Source organism: Enterobacter cloacae complex sp. IR5422 (assembly GCF_049238165.1).
Lineage (GTDB): Bacteria > Pseudomonadota > Gammaproteobacteria > Enterobacterales > Enterobacteriaceae > Enterobacter > Enterobacter roggenkampii.
Genome location: NZ_JBMKHT010000028.1, coordinates 1 through 26,813 on the forward strand (window position 1 = coordinate 1; position 26,813 = coordinate 26,813).

18 protein-coding genes, 2 tRNA genes and 1 other RNA gene are annotated in these 26,813 nt (G+C 58.0%); 9 read left to right on the forward strand and 12 right to left on the reverse strand.

Features of this window, described 5'->3' with window-relative positions; translation table 11 throughout:
* Window positions 1–396: 396 nt before the first annotated feature.
* Window positions 397–810: a histone-like nucleoid-structuring protein H-NS gene (gene hns, locus ACOTXT_RS14290; protein WP_008502781.1), complete on the forward strand. Its 414-nt coding sequence runs from the start codon at window positions 397–399 to the stop codon at window positions 808–810.
* A 201-nt stretch (window positions 811–1,011) separates the two neighbouring features.
* Here hns and galU read toward each other — a convergent pair whose 3' ends face one another.
* The 3 genes from galU to rssA all read right to left on the reverse strand — a co-directional run bounded on the left by galU (window position 1,012) and on the right by rssA (window position 4,128).
* Window positions 1,012–1,920: a UTP--glucose-1-phosphate uridylyltransferase GalU gene (gene galU, locus ACOTXT_RS14295; protein WP_008502780.1), complete on the reverse strand. Its 909-nt coding sequence runs from the start codon at window positions 1,918–1,920 to the stop codon at window positions 1,012–1,014.
* 200 nt (window positions 1,921–2,120) lie between these two features.
* Window positions 2,121–3,134 (reverse strand): two-component system response regulator RssB, encoded by a 1,014-nt coding sequence (gene rssB / locus ACOTXT_RS14300; RefSeq protein ID WP_021240333.1) that lies wholly within the window; start codon window positions 3,132–3,134, stop codon window positions 2,121–2,123.
* A 91-nt stretch (window positions 3,135–3,225) separates the two neighbouring features.
* Complete coding sequence (rssA, locus tag ACOTXT_RS14305; protein WP_021240334.1) at window positions 3,226–4,128, reverse strand: patatin-like phospholipase RssA; 903 nt, start codon at window positions 4,126–4,128, stop codon at window positions 3,226–3,228.
* Between the two features lie 114 nt (window positions 4,129–4,242).
* On the opposite strand from rssA, the gene ACOTXT_RS14310 reads away from it, so the two are divergent.
* From ACOTXT_RS14310 to ACOTXT_RS14330, 5 genes are all read left to right on the forward strand, one after another.
* Window positions 4,243–4,701, forward strand: a complete 459-nt coding sequence (locus ACOTXT_RS14310) for a YchJ family protein (RefSeq protein ID WP_055322392.1) — start codon at window positions 4,243–4,245, stop codon at window positions 4,699–4,701.
* 46 nt (window positions 4,702–4,747) lie between these two features.
* Entirely contained in the window at window positions 4,748–5,590 is an 843-nt protein-coding gene (gene purU / locus ACOTXT_RS14315; RefSeq protein ID WP_021240336.1) for a formyltetrahydrofolate deformylase, read from the forward strand.
* Between the two features lie 158 nt (window positions 5,591–5,748).
* Window positions 5,749–5,833, forward strand: a tRNA-Tyr gene (locus tag ACOTXT_RS14320).
* Between the two features lie 35 nt (window positions 5,834–5,868).
* Window positions 5,869–5,953 (forward strand) — tRNA-Tyr (locus ACOTXT_RS14325).
* A gap of 45 nt (window positions 5,954–5,998) precedes the next feature.
* Window positions 5,999–6,129, forward strand: a non-coding RNA gene (locus ACOTXT_RS14330) — RtT sRNA.
* A 77-nt stretch (window positions 6,130–6,206) separates the two neighbouring features.
* On the opposite strand, the gene ACOTXT_RS14335 is transcribed toward ACOTXT_RS14330, so the two are convergent.
* Complete coding sequence (locus ACOTXT_RS14335; RefSeq protein ID WP_021240337.1) at window positions 6,207–6,650, reverse strand: Lrp/AsnC family transcriptional regulator; 444 nt, start codon at window positions 6,648–6,650, stop codon at window positions 6,207–6,209.
* 107 nt (window positions 6,651–6,757) lie between these two features.
* Here ACOTXT_RS14335 and ACOTXT_RS14340 point away from each other — a divergent pair, with 107 nt between their 5' ends.
* A complete protein-coding gene (locus ACOTXT_RS14340) occupies window positions 6,758–7,654 on the forward strand; it encodes a DMT family transporter (RefSeq protein WP_055322393.1) in 897 nt (298 codons plus the stop codon).
* Here ACOTXT_RS14340 and narI read toward each other — a convergent pair.
* The 5 genes from narI to ACOTXT_RS14365 all read right to left on the reverse strand — a co-directional run bounded on the left by narI (window position 7,651) and on the right by ACOTXT_RS14365 (window position 16,086).
* On the reverse strand, window positions 7,651–8,328 hold the full coding sequence (gene narI, locus ACOTXT_RS14345; RefSeq protein WP_021240339.1) for a respiratory nitrate reductase subunit gamma: 678 nt from the start codon (window positions 8,326–8,328) through the stop codon (window positions 7,651–7,653). The genes ACOTXT_RS14340 and narI overlap by 4 nt on opposite strands.
* Window positions 8,328–9,038 carry a nitrate reductase molybdenum cofactor assembly chaperone gene (gene narJ / locus ACOTXT_RS14350; RefSeq protein ID WP_008503001.1) on the reverse strand — a complete coding sequence of 237 codons (711 nt, stop codon included), beginning with the start codon at window positions 9,036–9,038 and terminating at the stop codon, window positions 8,328–8,330. The genes narI and narJ overlap by 1 nt, the downstream gene beginning before the upstream one ends.
* Window positions 9,035–10,570 carry a nitrate reductase subunit beta gene (gene narH, locus ACOTXT_RS14355; protein ID WP_021240341.1) on the reverse strand — a complete coding sequence of 512 codons (1,536 nt, stop codon included), beginning with the start codon at window positions 10,568–10,570 and terminating at the stop codon, window positions 9,035–9,037. Before narH ends, narJ begins: the two co-directional genes overlap by 4 nt.
* Entirely contained in the window at window positions 10,567–14,310 is a 3,744-nt protein-coding gene (locus ACOTXT_RS14360) for a nitrate reductase subunit alpha (RefSeq protein ID WP_055322395.1), read from the reverse strand. The genes narH and ACOTXT_RS14360 overlap by 4 nt, the downstream gene beginning before the upstream one ends.
* Before the next feature lie 378 nt (window positions 14,311–14,688).
* Window positions 14,689–16,086: a NarK family nitrate/nitrite MFS transporter gene (locus ACOTXT_RS14365; RefSeq protein WP_032652255.1), complete on the reverse strand. Its 1,398-nt coding sequence runs from the start codon at window positions 16,084–16,086 to the stop codon at window positions 14,689–14,691.
* Between the two features lie 309 nt (window positions 16,087–16,395).
* Here ACOTXT_RS14365 and narX point away from each other — a divergent pair, with 309 nt between their 5' ends.
* Window positions 16,396–18,192: a nitrate/nitrite two-component system sensor histidine kinase NarX gene (gene narX, locus ACOTXT_RS14370; protein ID WP_333165938.1), complete on the forward strand. Its 1,797-nt coding sequence runs from the start codon at window positions 16,396–16,398 to the stop codon at window positions 18,190–18,192.
* Window positions 18,185–18,835 (forward strand): two-component system response regulator NarL, encoded by a 651-nt coding sequence (gene narL / locus ACOTXT_RS14375; RefSeq protein WP_008499531.1) that lies wholly within the window; start codon window positions 18,185–18,187, stop codon window positions 18,833–18,835. Before narX ends, narL begins: the two co-directional genes overlap by 8 nt.
* A 3-nt stretch (window positions 18,836–18,838) precedes the next feature.
* On the opposite strand, the gene ACOTXT_RS14380 is transcribed toward narL, so the two are convergent.
* Genes ACOTXT_RS14380 through nirB form a run of 3 tightly spaced genes read right to left on the reverse strand, consistent with a single transcriptional unit; the run spans window position 18,839 to window position 26,801 of the window.
* Window positions 18,839–20,245, reverse strand: a complete 1,407-nt coding sequence (locus ACOTXT_RS14380; protein WP_055322396.1) for a YchO/YchP family invasin — start codon at window positions 20,243–20,245, stop codon at window positions 18,839–18,841.
* Between the two features lie 47 nt (window positions 20,246–20,292).
* Window positions 20,293–22,818 carry a molybdopterin-dependent oxidoreductase gene (locus ACOTXT_RS14385; protein ID WP_333165935.1) on the reverse strand — a complete coding sequence of 842 codons (2,526 nt, stop codon included), beginning with the start codon at window positions 22,816–22,818 and terminating at the stop codon, window positions 20,293–20,295.
* Entirely contained in the window at window positions 22,815–26,801 is a 3,987-nt protein-coding gene (gene nirB / locus ACOTXT_RS14390; RefSeq protein ID WP_333165932.1) for a nitrite reductase large subunit NirB, read from the reverse strand. The genes ACOTXT_RS14385 and nirB overlap by 4 nt, the downstream gene beginning before the upstream one ends.
* Window positions 26,802–26,813 lie beyond the last annotated feature (12 nt).

Sequence of the window (26,813 nt, forward strand, 5' to 3'; positions counted from 1 at the left end):
CAGGGCCAAAATCAGCCACGAAGAGACGATTTTGGGCTGAAAATTGGAAAATTGAGCCACAGGACGTCGATAAAGGACGGTTTGGGGCGTCATATCGGGAGCTGCGGACCACTTAATCGCAACTTCCCTAATACAAAAGGCTGATATTTCTCCGCCGCAACTATAATTCCTGCGGGAAATGTCACAAAAAAAAGATGCAGGCGGCCTGTTTTAGCATGCTCAGATGATAACAACCGAGACTGCTGGGTGGCGGAATTTAAGTTAGCGTAATTAATAATAGCGGCAATATTTAGTATTTTTTGAATTCCTTACATTCCTGGCTATTGCACAACTGAATTTATGGCTCTATTATTAGGTCAACAAACCACCCCCCATTATAAGTTTGAGATTACTACAATGAGCGAAGCACTTAAAATTCTGAACAACATCCGTACTCTTCGTGCGCAGGCAAGAGAATGCACCCTCGAAACGCTTGAAGAAATGCTGGAAAAATTAGAAGTTGTAGTTAATGAACGTCGCGAAGAAGAAAGCGCTGCTGCGGCTGAAATCGAAGAACGTACTCGTAAACTGCAGCAATATCGTGAAATGCTGATTGCTGATGGTATCGATCCAAATGAATTGCTGAACAGCATGGCTGCCGCTAAAACCGGTACTAAAGCAAAGCGTGCTGCCCGTCCTGCTAAATATAGCTACGTTGATGAGAACGGCGAAACTAAAACCTGGACTGGCCAGGGTCGTACTCCTGCTGTTATCAAGAAAGCGATGGATGAGCAAGGTAAACAGCTGGACGACTTCCTGATCAAGGATTAATCGAGCCTTATTCAGAAAAATCCCGCTTATTGCGGGATTTTTTTTAACCTAAATTTGTCGCAAACATCCTCTTACACTCTGTCATAAAGCATTATTTAGCAATTTCATCGACTGTACTTTAAGACAGGTTTTCGGGAGTGTTACGGGCATAAAAAAACCGGTGGGCAACGCCTCACCGGTTTGAACATTTGCAGCGGTGGCTTATTTCTTAATACCTACGCTCTCTTTGAGCCAGGTTTTAAATTCTTCGCCGAGGGTATTGTGGCGGATACCATATTCAACAAACGCCTGCATATAACCGAGCTTATTACCGCAGTCATGGCTCTTACCTTTCATATGGTAGGCCTCAACGGTCTCTTTCTCGATCAGCATATCGATGGCATCCGTCAGCTGGATCTCATCACCCGCTCCTGGAGGCGTTTTCGCCAGCAGAGGCCAGATCTCAGCACTCAGGACATAGCGACCTACAACGGCAAGGTTTGAAGGCGCTACGTCGGCTTTAGGCTTCTCTACGACGCCAACCATTGGCACACTCTCACCCGGCTCAAGGTTAACGCCTTTGCAGTCAACCACACCGTATGCCGTTACGTCTTCAACAGGCTCAACCATAATCTGGCTGCTGCCGGTTTCGTCGAAACGCTTGATCATTTCAGCCAGGTTATCCTGAGAAAGATCGGATTCGTATTCGTCCAGAATAACGTCAGGCAGAATTACCGCTACAGGCTCATCACCCACGACAGGGTGCGCGCACATAACAGCGTGGCCCAGACCTTTAGCCAGCCCCTGACGAACCTGCATAATGGTGACGTGTGGAGGGCAAATAGACTGAACTTCTTCTAACAGCTGACGCTTAACGCGCTTTTCCAGCATGGCTTCAAGTTCAAAGCTTGTATCGAAATGGTTTTCGATAGAGTTTTTAGATGAATGCGTAACCAGCACAATTTCAGTGATGCCGGCTGCGATACATTCATTCACGACATACTGGATTAATGGCTTATCAACCAGAGGCAGCATCTCTTTAGGAATCGCCTTGGTTGCTGGTAACATCCTGGTCCCCAATCCCGCTACCGGGATAACGGCCTTTCTGACTTTCGAATTTAGGGCAGCCATTCAAATTCTCCTGAGCTGTTCAAGTTTTGAACTTTTATGCAATAAATAACGCGTTGAGTATATCAGCCTCGCCCCGCAGTCCGGGTCTGAAAAGAACGCGTTGCCGATCAATTAGGATAAATACGCATGAAACCGGGCAGCGATAGTAGCACTCCCCGCAAAACACAGGTAAAGCAATCTTAAAATGACGATCCAATTGCTTATTCCGTGGACAACATTAAGCGTAGCCGCCCCCCGGCGCCCCAAATTTGGCACTGCCAGGAGGAACAGCGGTGGCTAATTTGATTAAGATACGCCGTTCCCAACGTCCCAAGCGGTACACCGTTACTCACCTGAATATGGTGTTCACCGGTATTCAGTGATGCATTGAGACCGGCTGAAACGAGGATCAGATTTTTTAAACCGCTGTGGTAATAGCCGACCAATAGCGGAAACTGTCCAGGCAAATTGGCCTGACGAAAAAGCTGGTTTACCTGTTTGAGTAAACTGCCTAACTCCGGCAACCGTTGTCCCTGATGGGATAACTGTTCCTGCAACAAACCATTAAATAGCGCACGAAGAAGCAACGCCGCTAATACACCGTTATCCCCCGCCCGGGTGACATCCAGAGAATAAAACGCAAGGTCGGAATCTGACAGTGGCGCAATATCCAGCACCAGTCCAGGCTGGTCAGCGGCCACCAGCTGCCGATAATTTACGCGACAGTGGGAAATAGTTTGCTGGACGGGCGGCTGGAGCTCTTGCAACAGTTTCGCCGCAGCAGGCGGATTACTCACCAGAGCGTCCCAGTCCTGGAAAAGACGCTCCTCTTCCTCTACCCGGGAATTAAACATATTCGGATAAAGGCACGCTAAGACCGTTTCTCGCAGCCGGTTCAAATCTTTAACCGGTTTAAGCAGAATATCCTGTACCCCAAGACGTAATGCTTTTGCGATATCCGCCATGTTTTCGGTGGCAGAGATCACCAGAATCGGCGTCTGATTGCCTTCGTTACGCAGATGCTCAACCAGCTTCAGTCCATTCATGCGCGGCATCGCAATGTCGCAAATCATCAAATCGGGCGTAATGCTGATCATTTTTTCCAGGGCGTCGATGCCATCTTCAGCCAGTGACGTCATTGCGCCCAGCGAGGATAACCACGAATCCAGTAGCGATCGGAAAACGGGCTCGTCTTCAACAATCAAAATGTGTTTTCCGGCCAATGGCTGTGTCATGGTTCCTCCCCTGGCTGACAGTAACTAAATAGTGGCATGCGATCGGCACTATCGCCTGTCAGATTTTGCTGAAGTAGTCAAAAAAAGGTGCTTAACGTGCGGTTTGCACAAAAGGCAACAATTCGTCCATTTTCTTTTCGACGGCTAACGAGCCCGCTGCGATGGCGGCCTCAGCCCGATGGAAATCAAGAGTAGAGATTTGCGGACAGTACGGCTGAATAAGAATATCCGGAGGATCGCCTGCCATACGGTTACGTTTAAGGCGATTCTCGAGTACCTGAATTGACGTGGTCATGATTTCTATCGCCGTCGGCGCAGCAACCGAACGACGTGCGGTCATACGCCCGATTCTTCCGCGCAGGCGCTCGTGCCAGGCCAGTTTCTCGCCCTCAGCATCTTCGCTCTGGAGGTTGACCGGCATGAGATCCTGTTGCATCAGGTGGGCGTCGTGCTGCAGGTCGACGGCAATCACGATGTCAGCACCCATTGCACGCGTCAGAGAGATGGGAACCGGGTTAACGACGCCACCATCGACAAGCCAGTAACCGTTGTGTGGGACAGGCGCCATGAGTCCCGGCATACTGCAGGAGGCACGCACGGCAAGATGGATATCCCCTTCGGTTAGCCAGAGTTCGCGACCTGTACTGAGGTTCGTCGCGACGGCGCCGAAAGGCATCTGACAATCAGTGAAGTCTTCGAGGGGCATAACCTGGCGGAACTGGTTAAAGACGCGTTCGCCGCGCAGCAGTCCACCACGCTGCCAGGAGAGGTCCATCAGACGCAGCACGTCCCAGTAGCTGAAGGAGCGCACCCACGTCTCGAGCTCCGGTAGCTTTCCGCACGCGTAAGCGGAGCCGACAAGCGATCCGATTGAGCACCCTGCAACAATATCGACAGTAATGCCCATCTGATTTAAGGCATTAATCACGCCGATGTGTGACCATCCCCGGGCGGCACCTGAACCCAGCGCCAGCCCAATTTTAACCTTTCTCATTAGTCCTGTTTTACGTCCCCTGGATTCCTGACATGGCATCAACGCAACGCCTCAGTTAACATAGTGCTACCCGAAGCGTTTTACGCCTTTATTTTTTGTTCCAGGAAGAGAATCGTGTCTCAACTCTGCCCTTGTGGTAGCGCTCTGGAGTATAGCCTATGTTGCCAGCGATATCTTTCTGGCGATCAGGTTGCACCAGACCCGTCACACCTTATGCGTTCACGGTACACTGCTTTTGTGATCAAAGACGCAGACTACCTGATTAAAACCTGGCATCCATCCTGCCACGCAGCCGATTTCAAACAGGACATCGAAGCCGGGTTTGCGAACACGCAGTGGCTCGGCCTCACCGTCTATGAATCCTCTCCAGGCAGTCATCAAGATGAAGGTTACGTCAGCTTTGTTGCCTGTTTTACCGAGAACGCTAAGCCTGGCGCCATTATCGAGCGTTCCCGGTTCTTAAAGGAACGCGGGCAATGGTATTATATTGACGGAACGCGTCCACAGTTTGGTCGTAACGATCCCTGCCCGTGTGGTTCAGGTAAAAAATTTAAAAAGTGTTGCGGGCAGTAATGCCTGACAACCCAGACTTCGCAAATACAAACAGGATTTCCCGGCGATGCAATCATTACAACGTAAAGTTCTGCGCACCATCTGTCCCGATCAAAAAGGGCTGATCGCACGAATTACCAACATTTGCTACAAACATGAACTGAATATCGTGCAGAACAACGAGTTCGTTGACCACCGTACCGGCCGCTTCTTCATGCGTACCGAACTGGAAGGTATTTTCAACGACACCACGCTGCTGGCCGATCTGGACAGCGCGCTTCCGGAAGGCTCCGTGCGCGAGTTGACCCCTGCGGGCCGACGCCGCATCGTGATCCTGGTGACTAAAGAAGCACATTGCCTGGGTGACCTGCTGATGAAAGCCAACTACGGCGGTCTGGATGTCGAAATTGCGGCTGTTATTGGTAACCACGAGACGTTGCGCTCGCTGGTCGAGCGCTTTGATATTCCGTTCGAGCTGGTTAGCCATGAAGGCCATACGCGTGAAGAGCACGACGATCTGATGGCGCAGGCCATTGAAGCGCATAACCCGGACTACGTGGTGCTGGCGAAATACATGCGCGTGTTAACGCCGTCTTTCGTGGCGCGTTTCCCGAACAAGATCATCAACATCCACCACTCGTTCCTGCCGGCCTTTATTGGTGCGCGTCCATACCACCAGGCCTACGAGCGCGGCGTGAAGATCATCGGCGCGACAGCCCACTACGTGAATGACAACCTGGACGAAGGTCCCATCATCATGCAGGACGTGATTCATGTGGATCACACATACACCGCTGAGGACATGATGCGTGCAGGGCGTGACGTTGAGAAGAATGTGTTAAGCCGCGCGCTGTATCAGGTACTGGCCCAGCGTGTCTTCGTTTACGGCAACAGAACCATCATTCTTTAATCTTTCGGAAAATGAATTGATTAGCTTTGCGCCTTTACGGATAAAAAGCAGGCAAACAACTTCATTTCCCTAAAGGAAAGCTTTACAGGGGCGTCTCATTTGATATGATGCGCCCCGCTTCCAGCAGGAAGCAGGCCAGTAAAAAAGCATTACCCCGTGGTGGGGTTCCCGAGCGGCCAAAGGGAGCAGACTGTAAATCTGCCGTCATCGACTTCGAAGGTTCGAATCCTTCCCCCACCACCATCTCTCAGCACGACCTCAAAATTTGAATTACCCCTGGTGGGGTTCCCGAGCGGCCAAAGGGAGCAGACTGTAAATCTGCCGTCATCGACTTCGAAGGTTCGAATCCTTCCCCCACCACCATCACTTTCAAATAACTCCAAATCTTCTGTTCGCACCGGGCATCATGCATTTCCGTAACGGGGAAGGAAGAGAAGCTTCGACTAAGGTTCGATTCGAGCGCAGCGAGAAAGCGTTGCCGAAGGCAACGACCCGAAGGGCGTGGCGCAACGCGCCGGGTCATCCTTCCCCCACCACCATCACTTCCCCAACATAAAAAAACCGAGTCCGCCCTTGTAGGCCGGGTAAGGCGCAGCCGCCACACGGCGACAGAAACCTACATCGGAGGCAAACGACGCCTGACCGGCGAACTCTTCACAATCGACGTATTACACTGGGCATGTTCCGCCAGGCCGTCCAGCAGCGCATCAAGCTGTTCGATTGACCGCACCACCAGCCTGATGACGAAGCAGTCCTCCCCGGTGACTTTGTCGCTCTCAATACACTCCGGCATCGCCTGAATATACTTATCCACCTTATGCAACAGCCCTGGCAACGGCCGTACGCGCACCAGCGCCTGCAGCGTATACCCCAGCGCCGCCAGATTCACCCGTGCACCATACCCCTGAATCACACCGCGCTCTTCCAGCCGCTTCAGGCGCTCTGCCGTACTGGGGGACGTCAGACCGATGCGGCCGCTGAGCACCTTCAACGACATGCGCGCATCCTCAACCAGGCAGGCTAAAATTTGTCGGTCGATATCATCGATAAGGCATTCCATTCTTTTCACCTAATTTTAAAAAGTCATTTACCTTTTCAACCTTATCTCACCCCTGTAAAACCCGACAGCGATTTTCGACAATAGCGTCATTAATCAGGAGGTGGATGATGCGTGATTTCCATAAAGGCGTCTGGCAAATGAGTCTGGCGATGTTAATTTCCGGCTCTATCGGCGCGTTTGTTTTGCTCTCCGGTCTGCCGGTGACGGAAGTGGTGTTCTGGCGCTGTCTTATCGGGGCTATGGCGCTTTTTATTTTTATCCGGGTCAGTCAAAAGCCCTTCAGCCCCCTCACCCGCACCACGCTGCTGCTGGCTATTCTTGGCGGCGTGGCGCTCGTGGTGAACTGGCTGCTGCTCTTCGCGGCCTATGAGCGCATCTCAATTGGTCTTTCAACCGTGGTCTATAACACCCAGCCTTTTATGCTGGTCTTGATGGGGATGTTTCTGGGCGAACGCGTCAGCCTGGTGAAATGGGGCTGGCTATTCCTCGCCTTTGGCGGCGTGGTGATCCTGCTCTCCAGCGAGCTGACCGGCGCGCATGGCAGCGAATGGCTCACCGGAATAGGTTTGGCCATGGCCGCGGCCTTCTTCTACGCGCTGACGGCAATCATTGCGCGCAAACTGAAAACAATCGCACCGCAGCATATTGCCTTTATCCAGGTGCTGACCGGCGTCGTGATGCTTTTGCCGTTTGCCAGCCTGCCGTCATTTTCCGGCGATTTCCCCTGGCCGATGCTGCTGACGCTCGGCATTGTCCATACCGGCATTATGTACCAGCTGCTCTACAGCGCAATTCAGAAGCTGCCTACGCCCATCACCGGCTCCCTGTCGTTTATCTATCCGGTGGTAGCAATTGTTGTCGATAATCTGGTGTTCGGACACGCGCTTAACCTGACGCAGCTGGCGGGCGGCACGCTGATCCTGTTTGCTGCCGCGGGCAACAACCTGGGCTGGGGCGAAAAAAAACCCCGCGAGCGCGGGGTTAGTATCAAAACGGCGAATTAGCGACGGGCGCGTACAATCTGGTATTTGCGCGTCAGGTACTCCACCGGCGCGCTCCAGATGTGGACCAGGCGGGAGAACGGGAACAGCACAAACAGCGTCATCCCCAGCACCAGGTGAACGCGGAAGATAAACGCCACGCCGTCCAGGTGCTCAGATGCTCCGCCGTGGAAGGTCACCACGGACTGCGCCCAGCCGACCAGCTTCATCATTTCGCTTCCGTCCATATGCTGCGCCGAGAACGGAATGGTCAGCAGACCCAGCGCGCACTGTACCATCAGCAGGGAGAGGATCAGGATATCCGCTGCGGTTGTGGTCGCACGCACGCGCGGGCTGAACAGACGACGCTTGAGCAGCAGCAGGCCGCCAACAAGGGTCATCACGCCGCAGGCACCGCCCGCGATCATCGCCATCTTCTGCTTCACCTCAATCGGCAGCCACGCTTCATACATCCAGTGCGGCGTCAGCATCCCGAGGAAGTGACCGGCAAAAATGCCCAGAATCCCGATGTGGAACAGGTTAGACGCGACGTGCATCCCCTTGCGGTCCAGCATCTGGCTGGAGGCGGCACGCCAGGTGTACTGGCCATAATCGTAACGCAGCCAGCTTCCCACCAGGAACACGGTGCCCGCGATATACGGGTAAATGTCAAAGAAGAACATATTCAGGAAGTGCATTAGTGCCGTCCTCCGTTAGAGATATTCAAATATTGCGGGGCAACCGCGCCGGCAAAACGGCGCTGGTGAGCAGCGATTTCAGACTCGCCGCAGTTCTGGTCAGCAAAGAATTTGACCTGCTCTTCTTCCCAGACCGCATCCAGCGCCTGTGGCGTATCGTCACGGGCCTCATCGGCGATTTTCTCCGCCACTTTTTCACTGTCGACAGAGGCGTTGGCGAGCTTCACCAGCAGATCGAACAGCACCGCGTAGCGGCTCTCACGCTGCTGAAGACGCGCGCCGAGCAGCGCCAGGATCGGCGCGATGTCCTGCAGACCGCCCAGCGCCTCTTCTTTTGGCAGCTGCGCCAGATATTCCAGATAGAGCGGCAGGTGATCCGGCAGCTCGCGGCTGTCGAGCTGCAGGCCGTGCTGCTCGTACTGTGCCATCAGGTCAACCATCGCCTGACCGCGGTCGCGGGATTCACCGTGAACGTGTTCGAACAGCAGCAGCGAGGTCGCACGCCCCCGATCAAACAGCTGACTGTAGTCCGCCTGCGCATCAAGAAGATCGCGCGCCAGCAGGTCACGGAGGAAAACGCCCAGCTTCTGGGCATCTTCTTTATCCAGGTTTTCAGATGCCGCAAGCGCATCAAAGAGCTCCTGTTGATGCTGCGCCAGCGCAGCATCCGGGTACTCGAGCAGACGCGAAACAATGACGAGTTCAATCATGAGTGCGGCTCCGTTTTACTGGTCACATCCATGGCGTCGATGCGGCGGCTGTTGAACAGGTTGAATTTGCTGTCTGACCCGTGGCAGCCGTCGCCAAAGGTAAAGCCACAGCCGTTTTTCTCCGGGAAGGCCTCGCGGGCCAGCTCACGGTGGCTGCTCGGCACCACGAAACGGTCTTCGTAGTTGGCAATCGCCAGATAGCGGTACATTTCCTGCGCCTGCGCTTCGGTCAGACCGACCTCTTCCAGCGCGCGGGTGTCGGTTACGCCGTCCACGGTTTCGGCACGCTTGAAGTGGCGCATCGCCAGCATACGCTTCAGCGCCAGCAGTACGGGCTGGGTATCCCCTGCGGTCAGCAGGTTGGCCAGGTACTGAACCGGAATACGCAGGCTCTCCACGTCCGGCAGAATGCCGTTGCTGCCCAGCTCACCCGCGTCAGCGGCAGACTGAATCGGCGACAGCGGCGGCACGTACCAGACCATCGGCAGCGTGCGGTATTCCGGATGCAGCGGCAGGGCCAGCTTCCAGTCCATCGCCATTTTGTACACCGGAGACTGCTGCGCGGCGTCGATTACGCTCTGCGGAATGCCGTCCTTCAGCGCCTGCTCAATCACTTTCGGATCGTTCGGGTCGAGGAAGACATCCAGCTGACGCTGATACAGATCCTTCTCGTTCTCGGTGCTCGCGGCGTTTTCAATCGCGTCCGCGTCGTACAGCAGCACGCCGAGGTAGCGAATACGGCCTACGCAGCTCTCGGAGCAGACGGTCGGCATACCGGCTTCGATACGCGGGTAGCAGAAGATGCACTTCTCGGACTTACCGCTCTTCCAGTTGAAGTAGATTTTTTTGTACGGGCAGCCGGTGATGCACATGCGCCAGCCGCGGCACTTGTCCTGGTCGATCAGCACGATCCCGTCTTCTTCACGCTTGTAGATGGCGCCGCTCGGGCAGGTCGCCACGCACGCCGGGTTAAGGCAGTGCTCGCACAGGCGCGGCAGATACATCATGAAGGTGTTTTCGAACTGGCCGTACATCGCCTTCTGCATGTTCTCGAAGTTCTGGTCTTTGGCGCGTTTTTCGAACTCGCCGCCCAGAATCTCCTCCCAGTTTGGACCGCTGGTAATTTTGTCCATGCGCTGACCGGTGATCAGCGAGCGGGGACGGGCGATCGGCTGGTGTTTACCTTCCGGCGCGTTGTGCAGATTCTGGTAGTCGTAGTCAAACGGCTCGTAGTAATCCTCGATGCCCGGCAGGTGCGGGTTAGCAAAGATTTTTCCCAGAAGCCAAGCGCGGTTACCCATGCGAGGCTGCAGCTTGCCGTTGATTTTGCGGATCCAGCCGCCCTTCCACTTCTCCTGGTTTTCCCAGTCGGTCGGGAAGCCGGTGCCCGGCTTGCTTTCCACGTTGTTGAACCAGGCGTATTCCATACCTTCGCGGCTGGTCCAGACATTTTTACAGGTGACCGAGCAGGTATGGCAGCCGATGCATTTATCCAGATTCAGCACCATGCCGACTTGTGAACGAATTTTCATTTTACGCTCTCCTGTACCTGGTCATTACCTTCGCCGTCTAACCAGTTAATATTCTTCATCTTACGTACCACCACGAACTCATCGCGGTTCGATCCTACGGTGCCGTAGTAGTTAAAGCCGTAGGCCAGCTGGGCATAGCCACCAATCATGTGGGTCGGCTTCGGCGTAATGCGGGTCACGGAGTTGTGGATCCCGCCGCGCTGCTCGGTGATCTCTGACCCCGGCAGGTTCACGATACGTTCCTGCGCGTGGTACATCATGGTCATCCCGGCCGGTACGCGCTGGCTCACCACCGCACGCGCCGTCAGGGCACCGTTGCTGTTGAACACTTCGATCCAGTCGTTATCTTCAATACCCAGATCTTTGGCGTCCGCTTCGCTCATCCAGACAATCGGACCGCCGCGCGACAGGGTCAGCATCAGCAGGTTGTCGCTGTAGGTGGAGTGGATACCCCACTTCTGGTGCGGCGTCAGGAAGTTCAGCGCCTTCTCCGGGTTACCGTTGGATTTTGCGCCCATCACCGCTTTCACGGAGCGGGTGTCGATAGGCGGACGGTACACCAGCAGGCTTTCACCGAAGTCGCGCATCCACTGGTGGTCCTGATACAGCGACTGGCGGCCGGACAGGGTGCGCCATGGGATCAGCTCGTGAACGTTGGTGTAGCCCGCGTTATAGGACACATGTTCATCTTCCAGGCCAGACCAGGTCGGGCTGGAGATAATCTTGCGCGGCTGGGCCTGAATATCGCGGAAGCGGATTTTCTCTTCCTCTTTATTCGTCGCCAGATGCGTATGGTCGCGACCGGTGAACGCGCTCAGCGCCGCCCAGGCCTTCACCGCGACGTGGCCGTTGGTTTCCGGGGCCAGGGTCAGGATCATCTCTGCCGCATCAATCGCCGTGTTCAGCATGGGCTGGCCTTTCGCCGGACCGTCCGCTTTGGTGTAGTTGAGCTTGCGCAGCAGGTCCATTTCGCTCTGGGTGTTCCAGGCGATCCCTTTCCCGCCGTTACCGATCTTCTCCATCAGCGGGCCGATAGAGGTAAAGCGCTCGTAGGTTGCCGGGTAGTCACGTTCAACCGGAATGATGTGCGGTGCGGTCACGCCCGGGATCAGGTCGCATTCGCCTTTTTTCCAGTCCTTCACGTCCAGCGGCTGCGCCAGTTCGGCAGCGGAGTCGTGCTGGATGGGCAGCGTTACCACGTCGGTCTCTTTGCCGAGGTGCCCCACGCAGACTTCGGAGAAGGTCTTCGCGATGTCTTTGTAGATTTCCCAGTCGCTTTTCGATTCCCACGCCGGGTCAACGGCCGCAGACAGCGGATGAATAAACGGATGCATATCCGAGGTATTCATGTCGTCTTTTTCGTACCAGGTGGCGGTAGGCAGCACGATGTCGGAGTACAGGCAGGTGCTGGACAGACGGAAGTCGAGGGTCACCACCAGATCCAGCTTGCCGTCGAGACCGTTGTCTTTCCACTCCACCTCTTCCGGCTTCACGCCGCCCTGCTTGCCGAGATCTTTCCCCTGGATACCGTTTTCGGTACCGAGCAGGTACTTCAGCATGTACTCGTGGCCTTTACCGGACGAGCCCAGCAGGTTGGAGCGCCAGATGAACAGGTTGCGCGGGTGGTTTTTACCGTTTTCCGGCTGTTCTGCCGCGAAGCGGATTGAGCCATCCTTCAGGGATTGCACGGTGTAATCCACCGGTGACATGCCCGCTTTCTTCGCCGCTTCAGCAATGCGCAGCGGGTTCGTGCCCAGCTGCGGCGCAGACGGCAGCCAGCCCATACGCTCGGCGCGCACGTTGAAGTCAATCAGATGGCCGCTGTAGCGGGATTTATCCGCCATCGGCGACAGCAGCTCCTGCGCGGTGACCGTCTCGTAGCGCCACTGGCTGGAGTGGTTATAGAAGTAGGAGGTGCTGTTCATGTGGCGTGCCGGACGCTGCCAGTCAAGGGCAAACGCCAGCGGCTGCCAGCCGGTCTGCGGACGCAGTTTTTCCTGACCCACGTAGTGCGCCCAGCCGCCGCCGCTCTGGCCGACGCAGCCGCAGAAGATCAGCATGTTGATCAGACCACGGTAGTTCATATCGAGGTGATACCAGTGGTTAAGACCCGCACCGACGATGATCATGGAGCGACCGTGGGTCTTGTCGGCGTTTTCCGCAAACTCGCGGGCGATACGCACGATCTGCGCGCGTGGAACGCCGGTGATCTGCTCCGCCCATGCCGGGGTATAAGCCTTCACGTCGTCATAGCCGGTTGCGCAGTTTTCATCACCCAGACCGCGTTCCAGGCCGTAGTTCGCCATGGTCAGGTCATAGACGGTGGTGACCAGCGCGGTAGTCCCGTCGGCCAGCTGCAGGCGTTTCACCGGCAGCTTGTGCATCAGAACGTTTTTCAGCTCAACCTTGTTGAAGTGCTCGGAACCTTCGCCGCCAAAGTACGGGAAGCCCACATCAGCGATCTCGTCCTGGCTACCCAGCATGCTCAGACGCAGTTCCGTCTCCTCACCGGTCGTGCCGTTACGCTGCTCAAGGTTCCACTTGCCCTTCTCGCCCCAGCGGAAGCCGATAGAGCCGTTTGGCGCCACCAGCTCGCCGTTGCTGTTATAGGCAACGGTTTTCCACTCTGGGTTATTTTCCTGGCCCAGCGCGTCCACCAGATCGGCGGCGCGCAGCGTACGGCCTGCTGCGTAGTAGCCGTCACGCTCTTCGAGCATCACAAGCATCGGCATGTCGGTGTAGCGACGGACGTAGTCGGTGAAGTACTGGCTTGGTTTATCCAGGTGGAACTCGCGCAGCATGACGTGGCCCATCGCCATCGCCATCGCGGCATCGGTCCCCTGTTTCGGTGCCAGCCACAGGTCGCACAGCTTGGCGATTTCGGCGTAGTCCGGGGTCACCGCCACGGTTTTGGTGCCTTTGTAACGCACCTCGGTAAAGAAGTGCGCGTCCGGCGTACGGGTCTGCGGCACGTTTGAGCCCCAGGCGATGATGTAGCTGGAGTTGTACCAGTCGGCGGACTCCGGCACGTCGGTCTGTTCGCCCCAGGTCTGTGGAGACGCCGGCGGCAGGTCGCAGTACCAGTCGTAGAAGCTCAGGCAGGTACCGCCGATTAAGGAGAGATAGCGCGCGCCGGAAGCGTAAGAGACCATCGACATCGCCGGGATTGGCGAGAAGCCTGCCACGCGGTCAGGACCGTAGGTTTTCACGGTGTAGACGTTGGAGGCGGCAATCAGCTCGTTCACCTCTTTCCAGGAAGAGCGAACGAAACCACCGCGACCGCGCGCCTGCTTGAAGCTTTTCGCTTTGTCGGCGTCCTCGATGATGGATGCCCACGCATCAACCGGATCGCTGTGCTGCACTTTCGCTTCACGCCACATTTTCATCAGGCGTTTACGCATCAGCGGGTATTTGAGACGGTTGGCGCTGTAGAGATACCAGGAGTAGCTGGCGCCGCGCGGGCAGCCGCGCGGTTCATGGTTCGGCATATCCGGACGGGTACGCGGATAGTCGGTCTGCTGCATTTCCCAGGTCACCAGACCGTTTTTAACGAAAATCTTCCAGCTACATGAGCCAGTGCAGTTTACGCCATGGGTAGAACGGACGACTTTGTCATGCTGCCAGCGCTGGCGGTAACCGTCTTCCCAGTCCCGGTTGGTATCCAGAACCTGGCCGTGCCCATCGGCAAACGTTTCGCCCTTCTGCTTGAAGTAGCGAAACCGGTCCAAAAACTTGCTCATCGGGTATCTCCTGTATGGAGCCTGTGGCTCTCTAAATCGACATTGCTGATTTGCAGCGAAGGTAACGCCCTGAAAGAGAGGGAGAATTGATAACGATCAAGACGACGAGGGACTTTCAGGCGAGGGATTACACCGAATACCACCAAAGCGGTATCTTTATAAATTTCATATCTATATGAAATATAAGGTTATTTCAATTTCATCCTACAAAAGACCAGGCAAAATTTAACATCTCAGGTATTAAGGGGTAGAGCGCCCTGGAAAGCGATGGCGATCACAGTGTTGCCTGCGGATTTCCTCAGCAGGGTTTTCAGTATGTTGTAACTATTTTGGCCAAAAAAAACGCGGCCCGAAGGCCGCGTAAACGGATAATCACACTTACTTATTTTTTTTGGTATTACGGCCATATACCAGCCACGTAATCACAACGCAGGCGATATAGAAGATGAGGAAGACCTTCATTGCACCCGCCGGAGAGCCGGTCAGATCCAGTGAGATGCCGAACGCTTTCGGAATAAAGAAGCCACCAATTGCGCCAATCGCAGAGATAAAGCCCAGGGCTGCAGCCGTATCCGTTGCCGCTTCACGCATCGCCTGCTCTTCGCTTCCGCCCTGCGCCTTCACGCGGTCCATCGTCAGCTTGCGGAAGATCACGGAGATCATCTGGAAGGTAGACGCACTCCCCAGCCCGGCCGTCAGGAACAGCACCATAAACACGCCGAAGAAGGCGATGAAGCTCCCGCCCTGTCCGTCAGCAGGCAGCGTCAGGAACAGCAGCGCACAGAAGACTGCCATCACGACGAAGTTAACCAGCGTCACGCGGGTCCCGCCCAGACGGTCGGAGATCATGCCCCCCAGCGAACGCGCCAGTGCGCCAATGAAAGGACCGAAGAAGGCGAATTGCAGGATCTGCACGTCCGGGAACTGCGTTTTCGACAGCATCGCGAAGCCCGCCGAGAAGCCGATAAACGAACCGAAGGTCGCCAGATACAGCAGCGCCATCACCCAGAGGTGTCCACGCTTCAGCACCGGCAGCTGTTCGCTCAGCGACGCCTTCGACGCGGACAGGTCATTCATAAAGAACCAGGCTGCAAGGGTGAAGACCACGAGGAAAGGCACCCAGATCCAGGCTGCGTTTTGCAGATAGAGGGAAGAACCATCCGCCTGCTCAACGCCACCGCCGCCAAAGGCTGCAAAAATGGAGACCGAGATCGCCAGGGGAGCGATCAGCTGCATCACGCTCACGCCCATATTGCCCAGACCGCCGTTAATCCCCAGCGCGCCGCCCTGCTTCGCTTTCGGGAAGAAGAAGCTGATGTTCGCCATGCTGGATGCGAAGTTCGCCCCGGCAAAGCCGCACAGCAGGGAGATAATCACGAACACGCTGAACGGCGTGGAGGTATCCTGCACCGCAAAGCCAAGCCACACGCAAGGGACGATCATGATGCCCGTACTGAACGCCGTCCAGCGACGGCCGCCGAAGACCGGCACCATAAACGCGTAAGGGACGCGCAGCAGCGCGCCTGACAGCGACGGCAGCGCGGTCAGCATAAACAGCTGATCGGTTGTGAACGTAAACCCGACTTTGGGCAGGTTTACCGCTACCGCGCTAAACAACATCCACACGCAAAACGCTAACAACAAGCACGGCACGGAAATCCACAGATTCCGGCTTGCTACACGATGGCCGCGCTGTTGCCAGAACGCCGGATCCTCTGGACGCCAGTCTGTAATAACGGCACCATTTTCCCTTTCGGGAGCGGATGAGTGACTCATAGACACCTCTGATTCTCGAATGATGCTGCAAACATTAGGGTTTTAGGGCGGCGGTAAGTTGATATAAATCAAAGGAAAAGTGGGAGGATTTGCGGCGTAAAATAAGGCCTCATCCTTAGTGAGTAGGCTAATTCGGTAAAAAAGACGTGGTTTTTCACGGCACTGACGGTTCCCTGCAGCGCCCACCTCTTTCCCCCTACTCCGTTGGCAATTTAGGGGTAATCCTTTATTGGTATGGGTATACTCCAGGGTATGCACCAGAATAGCGCCATTCCTGCAAGCAGGCCACGTCAGGAGCACGCCCACTCTATGTTAAAAAGATGCTTATCTCCGCTAACGCTCGTGAATCAGCTCGCCCTGATTGTTTTGCTGTCCACCGCCATCGGCGTGACCGGCATGGCGATCTCCGGCTGGCTGGTACAAGGGGTACAGGGTAATGCGCATGCCATCAACGAGGCAGGCTCGCTACGCATGCAGAGTTACCGTCTGCTGGCGGCGGTTCCGCTGACGCAGGACGATCGACCTTTAATCGATGAAATGGAGCGCACGGCGTTCAGCCCCGAGCTGGAAAATGCCGCCATCCGTGCCGGTCAGCAATCCCAGTTGAACGCCCTTCAGGGGTACTGGCACACCCAGCTGCAGCCAGGCCTGAAACAGGCGCGCAGTACAGAAGCCGTTGCCCAGGACGTGGCGGGGTTTGTCTCCCGCATTGACGCGCTGGTCTCCGCGTTCGACCAGACGACCGAATTACGCATCGACCGGGTGGTGATGGTGCACCGGGCCATGGCGCTGTTTATGGGGCTGCTGCTGATCTTCACCATCGTCTGGCTCCGCGCGCGTCTGCTGAATCCCTGGAAACAGCTGCTGGCGATGGCCCGCGCGGTCACCGCACGCGATTTTACCCAGCGCACGCACATCAGCGGGCGCAACGAGATGGCCATGCTCGGCCAGGCACTCAATACCATGTCGGCAGAGCTCTCCGAGAGCTACGCGGTGCTGGAGCAGCGCGTACAGGAAAAAACGGCCGGGCTGGAGCAGAAAAACGAGATCCTCTCTTTCCTCTGGCAGGCCAACCGTCGCTTGCACATGCAGGTGCCGCTATGTGAACGTCTCTCACCGGTGCTGAATGGCCTGCAAACGCTGACCCTGCTGCGCGATCTGGAGCTGCGGGTCTACGATGTGGAAGACGAAGAGAACCACCAGGAATTTACCTGTCAGTCCGATATGTCCTGCGATGACAAAGGCTGCCATCTTTGCCCTCGCGGCCTGCCGCCGCTGACCTCCGGCGGCACGACCCTGAAGTGGCGCCTGACGGACAGCCACACTCAGTACGGCATTCTGCTGGCCACCCTGCCAACCGGACGCCACCTGAGCCACGACCAGCAGCAGCTGGTGGATACGCTGGTTGAACAGCTGACGGCCACGCTGGCGCTCGACAGGCATCAGGAAAAACAGCAGCAGCTGATCGTCATGGAAGAGCGCGCGACCATCGCCCGCGAGCTGCACGACTCCATCGCCCAGTCGCTTTCCTGTATGAAAATGCAGGTGAGCTGCCTGCAGATGCAGGATGCGGAGATGCCCGACAGCAACAAGCAGCTGCTCAGCCAGATCCGCAACGAGCTGAACACCTCCTGGGTGCAGCTGCGCGAGCTGCTGACCACCTTCCGTCTGCAGTTGACCGAGCCGGGCCTGCGCCCGGCGCTGGAATCCAGCTGTCACGAATTTAGCGCCCGGCTGGGGTTCCCGGTGAAGCTGGATTACCAGCTGCCGCCGCGCTTTGTCCCCTCCCATCAGGCCATACATTTACTGCAGATCGCCCGCGAAGCGCAGAGCAACGTGCTTAAACACGCTGAAGCAACGGCGGTCACGGTCACCGTCAGCCAGCACGACAATCAGGTGAAACTGACGGTTCACGATAACGGCCGCGGCGTGCCGGAAAATGCCGAACGCACTAACCACTATGGTTTAATCATTATGCGAGACCGCGCCCAAAGCCTGCGCGGTGATTGCCAGGTTCGCCGGAGAGAGACGGGCGGCACGGAAGTTGTCGTCACCTTTATTCCCGAGAAACCGCTTACAACTGCTCAAGGAGATACCCATGACTAATCAGGAACCGGCATCCATCCTGTTGATCGACGACCATCCGATGCTGCGTACTGGCGTGAAACAGCTGGTCAGCATGGCGCCCGATATCACCGTGGTGGGCGAAGCCAGCAACGGCGAACAGGGCATTGAGCTTGCCGAATCCCTCGATCCCGATCTGATCCTGCTCGATCTGAATATGCCGGGCATGAACGGACTGGAGACCCTCGACAAGCTGCGGGAAAAATCGCTTTCCGGACGCATCGTCGTCTTTAGCGTGTCGAACCATGAAGAGGATGTGGTCACGGCGCTGAAGCGCGGGGCGGATGGCTATCTGCTGAAAGACATGGAGCCGGAAGATCTGCTTAAGGCGCTGCAGCAGGCAGCGGCGGGCGAGATGGTATTGAGCGAAGCCTTAACGCCGGTGCTGGCCGCCAGCCTGCGGGCCAACCGCGCCACCTCTGACCGCGACGTCAGCCAGCTCACGCCGCGCGAGCGCGATATTCTCAAGCTCATTGCCCAGGGCCTGCCGAACAAAATGATCGCTCGCCGCCTGGACATCACCGAAAGCACGGTCAAAGTGCACGTGAAGCATATGCTGAAGAAAATGAAGTTAAAATCTCGCGTTGAAGCCGCCGTGTGGGTGCATCAGGAACGCATTTTCTAAGGATTACTCCTCCGGCAGCAGCTTCCAGCGCGGGTCGTCATCAGGCAATGCGACCAGCGGCTGCACCACAGCAAGCGTGATCTCATTGGACGAGACGCGCTGGCCTTTCTCATCTTCTACCACTGCCGAGAGGTGCCAGCGGTTTGTCGCACCTTCCTCTTCATTCCAGGCAGGTATAATCACGCTCCAGCCGTCTGCGCTGTTACTTTTGGCCGGCGACGTCAGGCTCAATGCCTGCGTATCCCCCAGCCAGTGGATCTGACGGATGCCGTGCGTGCTGCGAACCTGCAGCTTCAGCATAACGGTCTCGCCCCCTTTCAGATCCCACGGCGGCGTGGCCAGCCAGACGGACAGCGTTTTACGCTGGCGGAACTCCATCACCGGCAGGCTAGTGCGCTCCGGTGAATCGTAGCGGCTGCCGCGCAGGGATCGCGTCGCGGCGACCTCATCGGCGGAAAGCTGCTTAGCCAGCGGCACGCCAAAGCGGTAGTTGAGCTTCAGCCCAAGGTTATTCTGGCTCTCGCCGCTTTCGCCCTGCTTGTGCCCGGCGGTCAACGTGACCAGCGGAACGGGGGTATAGTTAAGCCCCAGATTGACCGCAACCGGGTTGTGGTACCCGGTTCCACTGTTGAACAGGTCAACGTTATCGCCAAAGTACTGCTCAACGCTGACGCTGGTGTTCAGGTGATGAAACCACGGCAACCAGGCTTTAGCGGTCACGTCATATCCGCGCGCCATGCGCTGCTCCTGAACGTCAGATCGCGCGCGCCATCCGGCAAAGGGCTGATAGTAGTTCGCTGAGAGGCGCAGATTTTCCCCCCACGCTTCCGCGCCCAGCCCGGCACGCTGCAGGTTTTCATCGAGAAGATTATCGTAAAAGGTGTTGTAGCCCAGCAGCCATTTCCCGGCCACCCAGCGCTGGCCGATTCCGGCGTTACTGACCAGGCCATCCGTCTGCTGCGTCAGGCCAAGCTGGCTCCAGCTGAGGTAACGGTTAGTATCATTCCACGGGATAAACCAGCTCCCGCTGCTGCCGTTAAATTTGCCGTCATTATCCACCAGCACGTTCACGCTGGCGTTTCCCCAGGGCGACAGCCAGGACTCAATCTGCTGGTTCACTTCCCCGCTTACCGCGTCGCGCACCTGACCAAAGGCAAACTGACGCGCCTGCTCGCCGGTCGTCAGCCCGTTGTCGGTCATGCTGGCTTCACCGAAGGCTTTCGCCATTTCGGCGAGGTGTTTCTCCCCTTCGCCCGTTGGCGCCGCCAGGCCGAGATCGGGCAGACTATCCCCATTATTATCAAAGGGGTGCTGCGCCTGATGCATAAAGGAATTCGGCGCACCGTGAACGGCTCCGGCCGTAAGAAGGGGGAGTAAAAACAGCAAACGAATGCGGGACGATACAGCCATCAACGTCGTCAATAAGAACCTGTGTTTATGAATAAACTCTTATTATGTTAACGCGATAAGCCCTGAAATGCAGTTCTGGCGGACATTTCAGGATTATCCTGAAACAGCCCTTTCAGCTCCGGCACGCAGGAACCACAGTTCGTACCACAGCGCAGCTTCGCCCCCAGCGCGGTGACGGAATCACACCCTCCGGCAATCGCCTCCCGTATCGCCTCTTCCCCGACGCTGAAACAGCTGCAGATAATGCGTCCCGGATCCATCGCCTTCCCGACGCTCTGCCCGTTCAACAGGGCGTGGCGTTCTGCGGGCAGCACGGGGGGTGAATGAAAAGCGGCTTCAATCACCGTATGCGCCAGCGCCGGTAACGCGGTACCTTCCCAGAAACCCAGCATAAGCTGGCCTTCATGCCAGGCCAGCACGCTGCTGCGTTCACCGGTCTGCGCAACCTGCAGCTGCCAGCCCCGGCCGCTGGCGTGTTCCATTACCCACGACAGCAGCGGTTTATCGCACGCCACCGTCAGGCGTGAAGCTTTACGCCACCAGTAAACCGAAGAGGGCATTTCCAGCCCTTCGCGGGCATAGAGTTCTCCCTGCCAGACGGGCTGCCAGGGCTGGATTCTGACCGCGGTTTGTTTACTCTCCGGCTGGCCCGAAACCGGATCGCAGCGCCTTTCCACCAGCGCATTCACCTTCCCCTGGCGGGCAAACGCAGCGTTCCAGTGCATCGGGGCAAAAGCGTTCCCTTCACGCTGGGCGTCGCTGATGCGCACTCTTGCTACCATGACGCCGCGCGGCGAACTGATGCGCGCCAGCTGGCCGTCGCACAGGGAAAACCGAACGGCGTCTGCGGGGCAAACCTCAACAAAGGGTTCGGCGATATGCTGCATCAGCCTGGCCACATATCCTGTTCGCGTCATGGTATGCCACTGATCGCGGATGCGCCCCGAGTTGAGAATCAGCGGGTACAACGCGCTGACCGTCGCACCGTGCGACAGAGGGTTAACGGGAACAATGTTACGGCGCGGAAAATCCCCCCCAGGCCACTGCCAGGGCTCAAGCCGCTCCCACTCCTCACGGGTAAGCGTAGCCAGATCATGAAGGTTTAACGCCCGCGCGCCGTCATTTTCAAAGGCCGTCAGCGCCGCATGCTCGCAAAAAATCTGGTGGGGATGCAGCCAGGCAAAGGCGTCGCCGTGCCCCAGCCGTTTCGCCACCTGCGCGACGATCCACCAGTCCGGCTTTGCCTCACCGGGCGCGGGCAGAAACGCGCGCTGGCGCGAAATGCGTCGCTCGGAATTGGTTACCGTGCCGTCCTTCTCTCCCCATGCCAGCGCCGGAAAGCGAATATGGGCAAACCGGCTGGTGTCGGTATCATTCATCACCTCAGAGACAATGACCAGCGGGCAGCGCCCCAGCGCCTGACACACCGCGTGGCTGTCCGGCAGCGAGACGGCAGGATTGGTGCCCATGATCCACACCGCCTTCACCTCGCCGCGGGCAATGGCGTCAAACAGCTCCACCGCCATCAAGCCCGGCGTCTGCGCAAGCCGTTCCGTTCCCCAGAAACGCGCCACCCGCGAGAGATCGTCCGGCTCAAAGTTCATGTGCGCCGCCAGCTGATTTGCCAGCCCGCCCACTTCCCTTCCGCCCATGGCGTTTGGCTGTCCGGTCAGCGAAAACGGGCCGCAGCCCGGACGGTTAAATTTCCCGCTGGCAAGGTGCACGTTAATGATGGCGCTGCACTTGTCGCTGCCGCTGGAGGACTGGTTGATTCCCATGGTGTAGAGCGTGATGGCCCGGGGTGCCGTCATAAACCAGTCGTAAAAGGCGCCGATTTCCTGCGGCGAAAGGCCGCAAAACGCCGCCACGCGGGATATCGGCCACGCGTCCGTTCCCTGAATGACATTAAGCAGACCGACGAACAGCCCGGCGTCGCTGCCGGGAGTGAGCGCCAGATGCAGGTCAGTAATATCACAGGAGGCGGTTCTGCGCGGATCGATGACCACCACTTTCATCTCCGGATTGTTGTGCTTTGCCTGTACCAGGCGCTGATACAGCACCGGATGCGTCCAGGCCGCGTTTGAGCCCACCAGCACCACCAGATCGCTGTTTTCCACATCCTCGTAGCTGCACGGCACGACGTCTTCACCAAAGGCGCGCTTGTAGCCAACGACTGCCGATGACATGCAGAGCCGGGAGTTGGTATCAATGTTCGCCGCGCCGATAAACCCTTTCATCAGCTTATTGGCGGCGTAATAATCCTCGGTAAGCAATTGCCCGGACGCGTAAAACGCCACCGCCTGCGGCCCCCATTTGTCGATAATGTCCTGGAGGCGCTCGCCTGCCGTTCCCAGCGCCTGCGCCCAGGCCACCTCAGCACCGTCAACAACGGGGCGCAGCAATCGCCCCTGCAACCCCATTGTTTCCCCCAGGGCCGATCCTTTCACGCACAAGCGGCCAAAGTTCGCAGGATGGGTTTCATCCCCCCGAACGCTGACCGTTTCACCGTCCACGCGGGCGACCACGCCGCAGCCGACCCCGCAGTAGGGACACGTTGTCCGGGTTTCCGTCATGAGGCCTCCGCACGCATTACCAGGGCATCATTACCGACCCACACCTTGCCGTTCTCAATTTTGACCGGCCAGGCGCGCACCGCGGGTTCGCCGTTCTCCACCTGACAGCCGTCGCGCAGGCGGATACGCTGCTTGTAGAGCGGGGAAATTACCACCGGCTCCCCCGCCGCATCGCCAAGAATGCCGCGGGAAAGCACGTTCGCGCTGCTGCCAGGCTCCCGATCGTCGAGGGCGTAAACGGTTTTGCCAAAGCGGAACAGCGCGATCGGCTTACGCCCAAGCCGCGCGCCGATTCCCGCCTGCTCGGGGATATCGTCGATGCCGCAGATTTCCTGCCAGCGCTTGCTTTCATCAGACGGCGCGACGTTCACCGCGGTGCGGAACAGCGCCAGACGGTTCGGATCGTTAAGCGTGGTTTGCCATTCGCACTGATACGTCTCTACCACCCGCGCCATCTCCAGCTCCAGCTCGTGGGCGATGCCCAGGCTGTCGTTGAGGATGACCTCCCGCAGGTAGTCGAGACCGCCTTCCAGGTTGTCCATCCAGGTGCTGGTGCGCTGCAGGCGATCCGCCGTGCGGATGTAGAACATCAGGAAACGGTCTACGGTGCGGATCAGCGTGTCATCATCAAGATCGCTGGCGAAGAGATCCGCATGGCGCGGCTTCATGCCGCCGTTGCCGCACAGGTAGAGATTCCAGCCTTTGTCCGTGGCAATCACCCCCACGTCTTTACTCTGCGCCTCGGCGCATTCGCGGGTACACCCTGAGACCGCCATTTTGATTTTGTGCGGCGCGCGCAGGCCTTTGTAGCGGTGCTCGAGCCTGACCGCGAGGCCGGTGGAGTCCTGCACGCCGTAGCGACACCAGGTCGACCCGACGCAGGATTTCACCGTGCGCAGGGATTTGCCGTAGGCGTGCCCGGTTTCAAATCCGGCTTCCACCAGCGCCTGCCAGATCTCCGGCAGCTGTTCGAGCGTGGCGCCAAACAGGTCGATACGCTGGCCGCCGGTGATTTTGCTGTACAGGCTGTAGCGTTTCGCAATCTGGCCGATGGCGATCAGCCCGTCGGCGGTCACTTCCCCCGCAGGCATGCGCGGCACGATGGAGTAAGTACCGTCCTTCTGGATATTGGCGAAGTAGCGGTCGTTGGTGTCCTGCAGCGGCAGGTGTGCCGGTTTCAGCAGATACTCGTTCCAGCAGGAGGCGAGCACTGACCCCACCAGTGGCTTACAAATTTCGCACCCGTGTCCCTGACCGTAGCGGCTAATGAGCTGGTCAAAGGTGCGGATATGGTTGACGCGCACGAGGTGGTAAATCTCCTGACGCGAGTACGGGAAGTGTTCGCAGATGTCCTTTTTCACCTCCACGCCCTGCGCCGCCAGCTGGAACTCCATCACCTGCTTCACCAGTGCGCTACATCCTCCGCAGCCGGTCGCCGCTTTGGTGCACTGCTTAATCGCGCCGATATCCGTTGCGCCCGCACTTACCGCCTGACAGATATCGCCTTTGCTGACGTTATGACACGAACAGATTTGTGCGCTTTCCGGCAGCGCTGCCACGCCGAGCGCTTTTGGCGCACTGCCTGACGACGCGGGTAATATCAGCGTTTCCGGCTCTTTTGGCAGGGCTATCCCGTTGAGCATCATCTGTACCAGCGTGGCGTATTCGCTGGCATCACCCACCAGCACGCCGCCGAGCAGCGTTTTGCCGTCGTGGCTGACCACGATTTTCTTGTAGATTTGCTGCGGGCCGTGCGTCCACTGGTAGCTCAGCGCCCCCGGCGTGCGGCCGTGAGCATCGCCGAACGAGGCCACGTCCACGCCCAGCAGCTTGAGTTTGGTGCTCATATCCGCGCCGGCGAAGGTTTTCTCCTCTCCCGCCAGCGCGGCGGCGGCCACCCGCGCCATCTGGTAGCCGGGCGCAACCAGCCCGAAGATTCTCCCTTCCCACAGGGCGCATTCACCAATGGCCAGCACGTCCGGATCGGAGGTCTGACAGCGGTCGTCAATGCCGATCCCGCCGCGTTCGCCGATAGCCAGCCCGCTGCTGCGCGCCAGCGCGTCCTGCGGACGAATGCCTGCAGAAAAGACCACCATGTCTGTTTCAAGCTGTTCTCCATCGGCAAAGCGCAGCACCAGCCCGCCGTCCGCGGCGGCGATCTCCGTCGTTGCTTTACTGGTATGCACACCGACGCCAAGCGCCTCGATTTTCTTGCGCAGCATCGCCGCGCCGTCGCTGTCGAGCTGGACCGCCATCAGGTTAGGCGCAAACTCCACCACGTGAGTTTCCAGCCCGAGCTGCTTCAGGGCATTCGCCGCCTCCAGCCCCAGCAGCCCGCCGCCAATCACGACACCGCGGCGTGAGCCCGCCGCATGCGCCGCTATCTTGTCCAGGTCGTCAAGGGTGCGGTAGACAAAACAGCCCGGCAGATCGTTTCCCGGCACGGGCGGCACGAACGGGTATGAGCCGGTCGCCAGCACCAGCTTGTCCCAGTGGGTTTCGTGCCCGCTGGCGCTACGCACCACGCGCGCGTCGCGATCGATAGCGACAATCTGCTGCGACAGGCGCAGCTCAATGCCGTTGTCGGCAAAGAAATCCCCCTCCACCAGCGAAAGCGACGCCGCGCTGCGGCCGCCAAAATATTCCGACAGATGCACGCGGTCGTAGGCAGCATAGCGCTCCTCGCCAAAGACAACGATCTGATACTGCTGATGCAGATTGCGGTTAACGCAGTCTTCGAGAAAATGATGGCCGACCATACCGTGCCCAACCACCACCAGAGTAGGTTTTGTCATAGCGTTCTGTCCTGCAACCTGCGGTTGCGTAGTGAAACGATCGAACAGCCAGTCCGCGTGCGCGGGCGCAGCCGTTGCCAGTAAATCGGTAAATGTTGCCGCGCTGCGGCAGTCCCCCATCAGCAGCACGCCAGCCAGCGCCCCCTGATGGATCAGTAAGCGACGATAGTGACGGGTCAGCGGATCCCATGCGCTCCAGACCACATCGCCCTCCTGCTCTGCCGCGCGACCGAGGCTGAACAGCTCCACGCCGGTCACCTTGAGGCGCATGCCGTTGTCGGTCAGGGCAAATGGCGCGGTAACGTCTCCGGCCAGCCGTGCGGCGAGGATATCCGCCTGCGCCAGACAGGGGGCGACCAGGCCAAACGTCTGGCCGTCAATTTCACAGCACTCGCCAATGGCGTAGACGTCCGGCACGGAGGTTTGCATCTGGTGATCCACCACGATGCCGCGCGCGCAGCGAATGCCGCTGGCCTGCGCCAGCACGACGTTGGGCTGCACGCCGGTCGCCAACACCACGCGCGCCGCGGCGACGCTGCGTCCGTTCAGCAGCGTCACGCTATTCCCATCAATCGCCGCGATGCCAGAGGCGAGCTCACAGCGCACGCCCCGCGCCGCCAGCGCCTCTTCCAGCAGCACGCCCGCCTTCTCATCCAGCTGCTGCTCCATCAGCCACGGACCGCGATGAACAAGGGTGACGTTGTCCCCTGAGCGCGCCAGCGCTGCTGCCGTCTCAACCCCGAGCACGCCGCCGCCCAGCACTACCGCCGGACCGGCGATCGCCCGAATGGCCCGGATATCCTCCAGGGTACGGAACGTGAAGACATGCGGCGCATCGCAGCCGGGGATCGGCGGAACAAAGGGCGTTGATCCGGTGGCAAACACCAGCGCATCCCAGCCCAGCGTGCGGGCGGTGGTTTGCACTTCCCGCGTGTCCACATTCACGGCGAGCGCCTTTTCGCCCCGCAGCACCGTCACGCCCCGTTCCTGGTACCAGTCGTCATTCTGAAGACAGATGCCCGCCGCCGTTTTTTCACCGCCCAGCACCGGCGAAAGCTGGATGCGGTTATAGGCATGCTCCGGCTCGTCACCGATGACGGTAATAGTGAAACGATCGGCAGCACGCCCGGTGAGCGAGGCAATCAGCCGCGTGGCCGCCATGCCATTTCCGATAATGACCAGTCGCATCAAAGCCCCCTC

Bases quoted from the DNA above. Each gene is read 5' to 3' on its own strand.
- ACOTXT_RS14360 (WP_055322395.1), bottom strand. From the start codon at position 14,310: ATGAGCAAGTTTTTGGACCGGTTTCGCTACTTCAAGCAGAAGGGCGAA.
- narJ (WP_008503001.1), bottom strand. From the start codon at position 9,038: ATGATTGAACTCGTCATTGTTTCGCGTCTGCTCGAGTACCCGGATGCT.
- ACOTXT_RS14340 (WP_055322393.1), top strand. From the start codon at position 6,758: ATGCGTGATTTCCATAAAGGCGTCTGGCAAATGAGTCTGGCGATGTTA.
- ACOTXT_RS14335 (WP_021240337.1), bottom strand. From the start codon at position 6,650: ATGGAATGCCTTATCGATGATATCGACCGACAAATTTTAGCCTGCCTG.
- ACOTXT_RS14365 (WP_032652255.1), bottom strand. From the start codon at position 16,086: ATGAGTCACTCATCCGCTCCCGAAAGGGAAAATGGTGCCGTTATTACA.
- narX (WP_333165938.1), top strand. From the start codon at position 16,396: ATGTTAAAAAGATGCTTATCTCCGCTAACGCTCGTGAATCAGCTCGCC.
- narH (WP_021240341.1), bottom strand. From the start codon at position 10,570: ATGAAAATTCGTTCACAAGTCGGCATGGTGCTGAATCTGGATAAATGC.
- nirB (WP_333165932.1), bottom strand. From the start codon at position 26,801: ATGCGACTGGTCATTATCGGAAATGGCATGGCGGCCACGCGGCTGATT.
- ACOTXT_RS14385 (WP_333165935.1), bottom strand. From the start codon at position 22,818: ATGACGGAAACCCGGACAACGTGTCCCTACTGCGGGGTCGGCTGCGGC.
- hns (WP_008502781.1), top strand. From the start codon at position 397: ATGAGCGAAGCACTTAAAATTCTGAACAACATCCGTACTCTTCGTGCG.
- narL (WP_008499531.1), top strand. From the start codon at position 18,185: ATGACTAATCAGGAACCGGCATCCATCCTGTTGATCGACGACCATCCG.
- rssA (WP_021240334.1), bottom strand. From the start codon at position 4,128: ATGAGAAAGGTTAAAATTGGGCTGGCGCTGGGTTCAGGTGCCGCCCGG.
- ACOTXT_RS14380 (WP_055322396.1), bottom strand. From the start codon at position 20,245: ATGGCTGTATCGTCCCGCATTCGTTTGCTGTTTTTACTCCCCCTTCTT.
- narI (WP_021240339.1), bottom strand. From the start codon at position 8,328: ATGCACTTCCTGAATATGTTCTTCTTTGACATTTACCCGTATATCGCG.
- purU (WP_021240336.1), top strand. From the start codon at position 4,748: ATGCAATCATTACAACGTAAAGTTCTGCGCACCATCTGTCCCGATCAA.
- rssB (WP_021240333.1), bottom strand. From the start codon at position 3,134: ATGACACAGCCATTGGCCGGAAAACACATTTTGATTGTTGAAGACGAG.
- galU (WP_008502780.1), bottom strand. From the start codon at position 1,920: ATGGCTGCCCTAAATTCGAAAGTCAGAAAGGCCGTTATCCCGGTAGCG.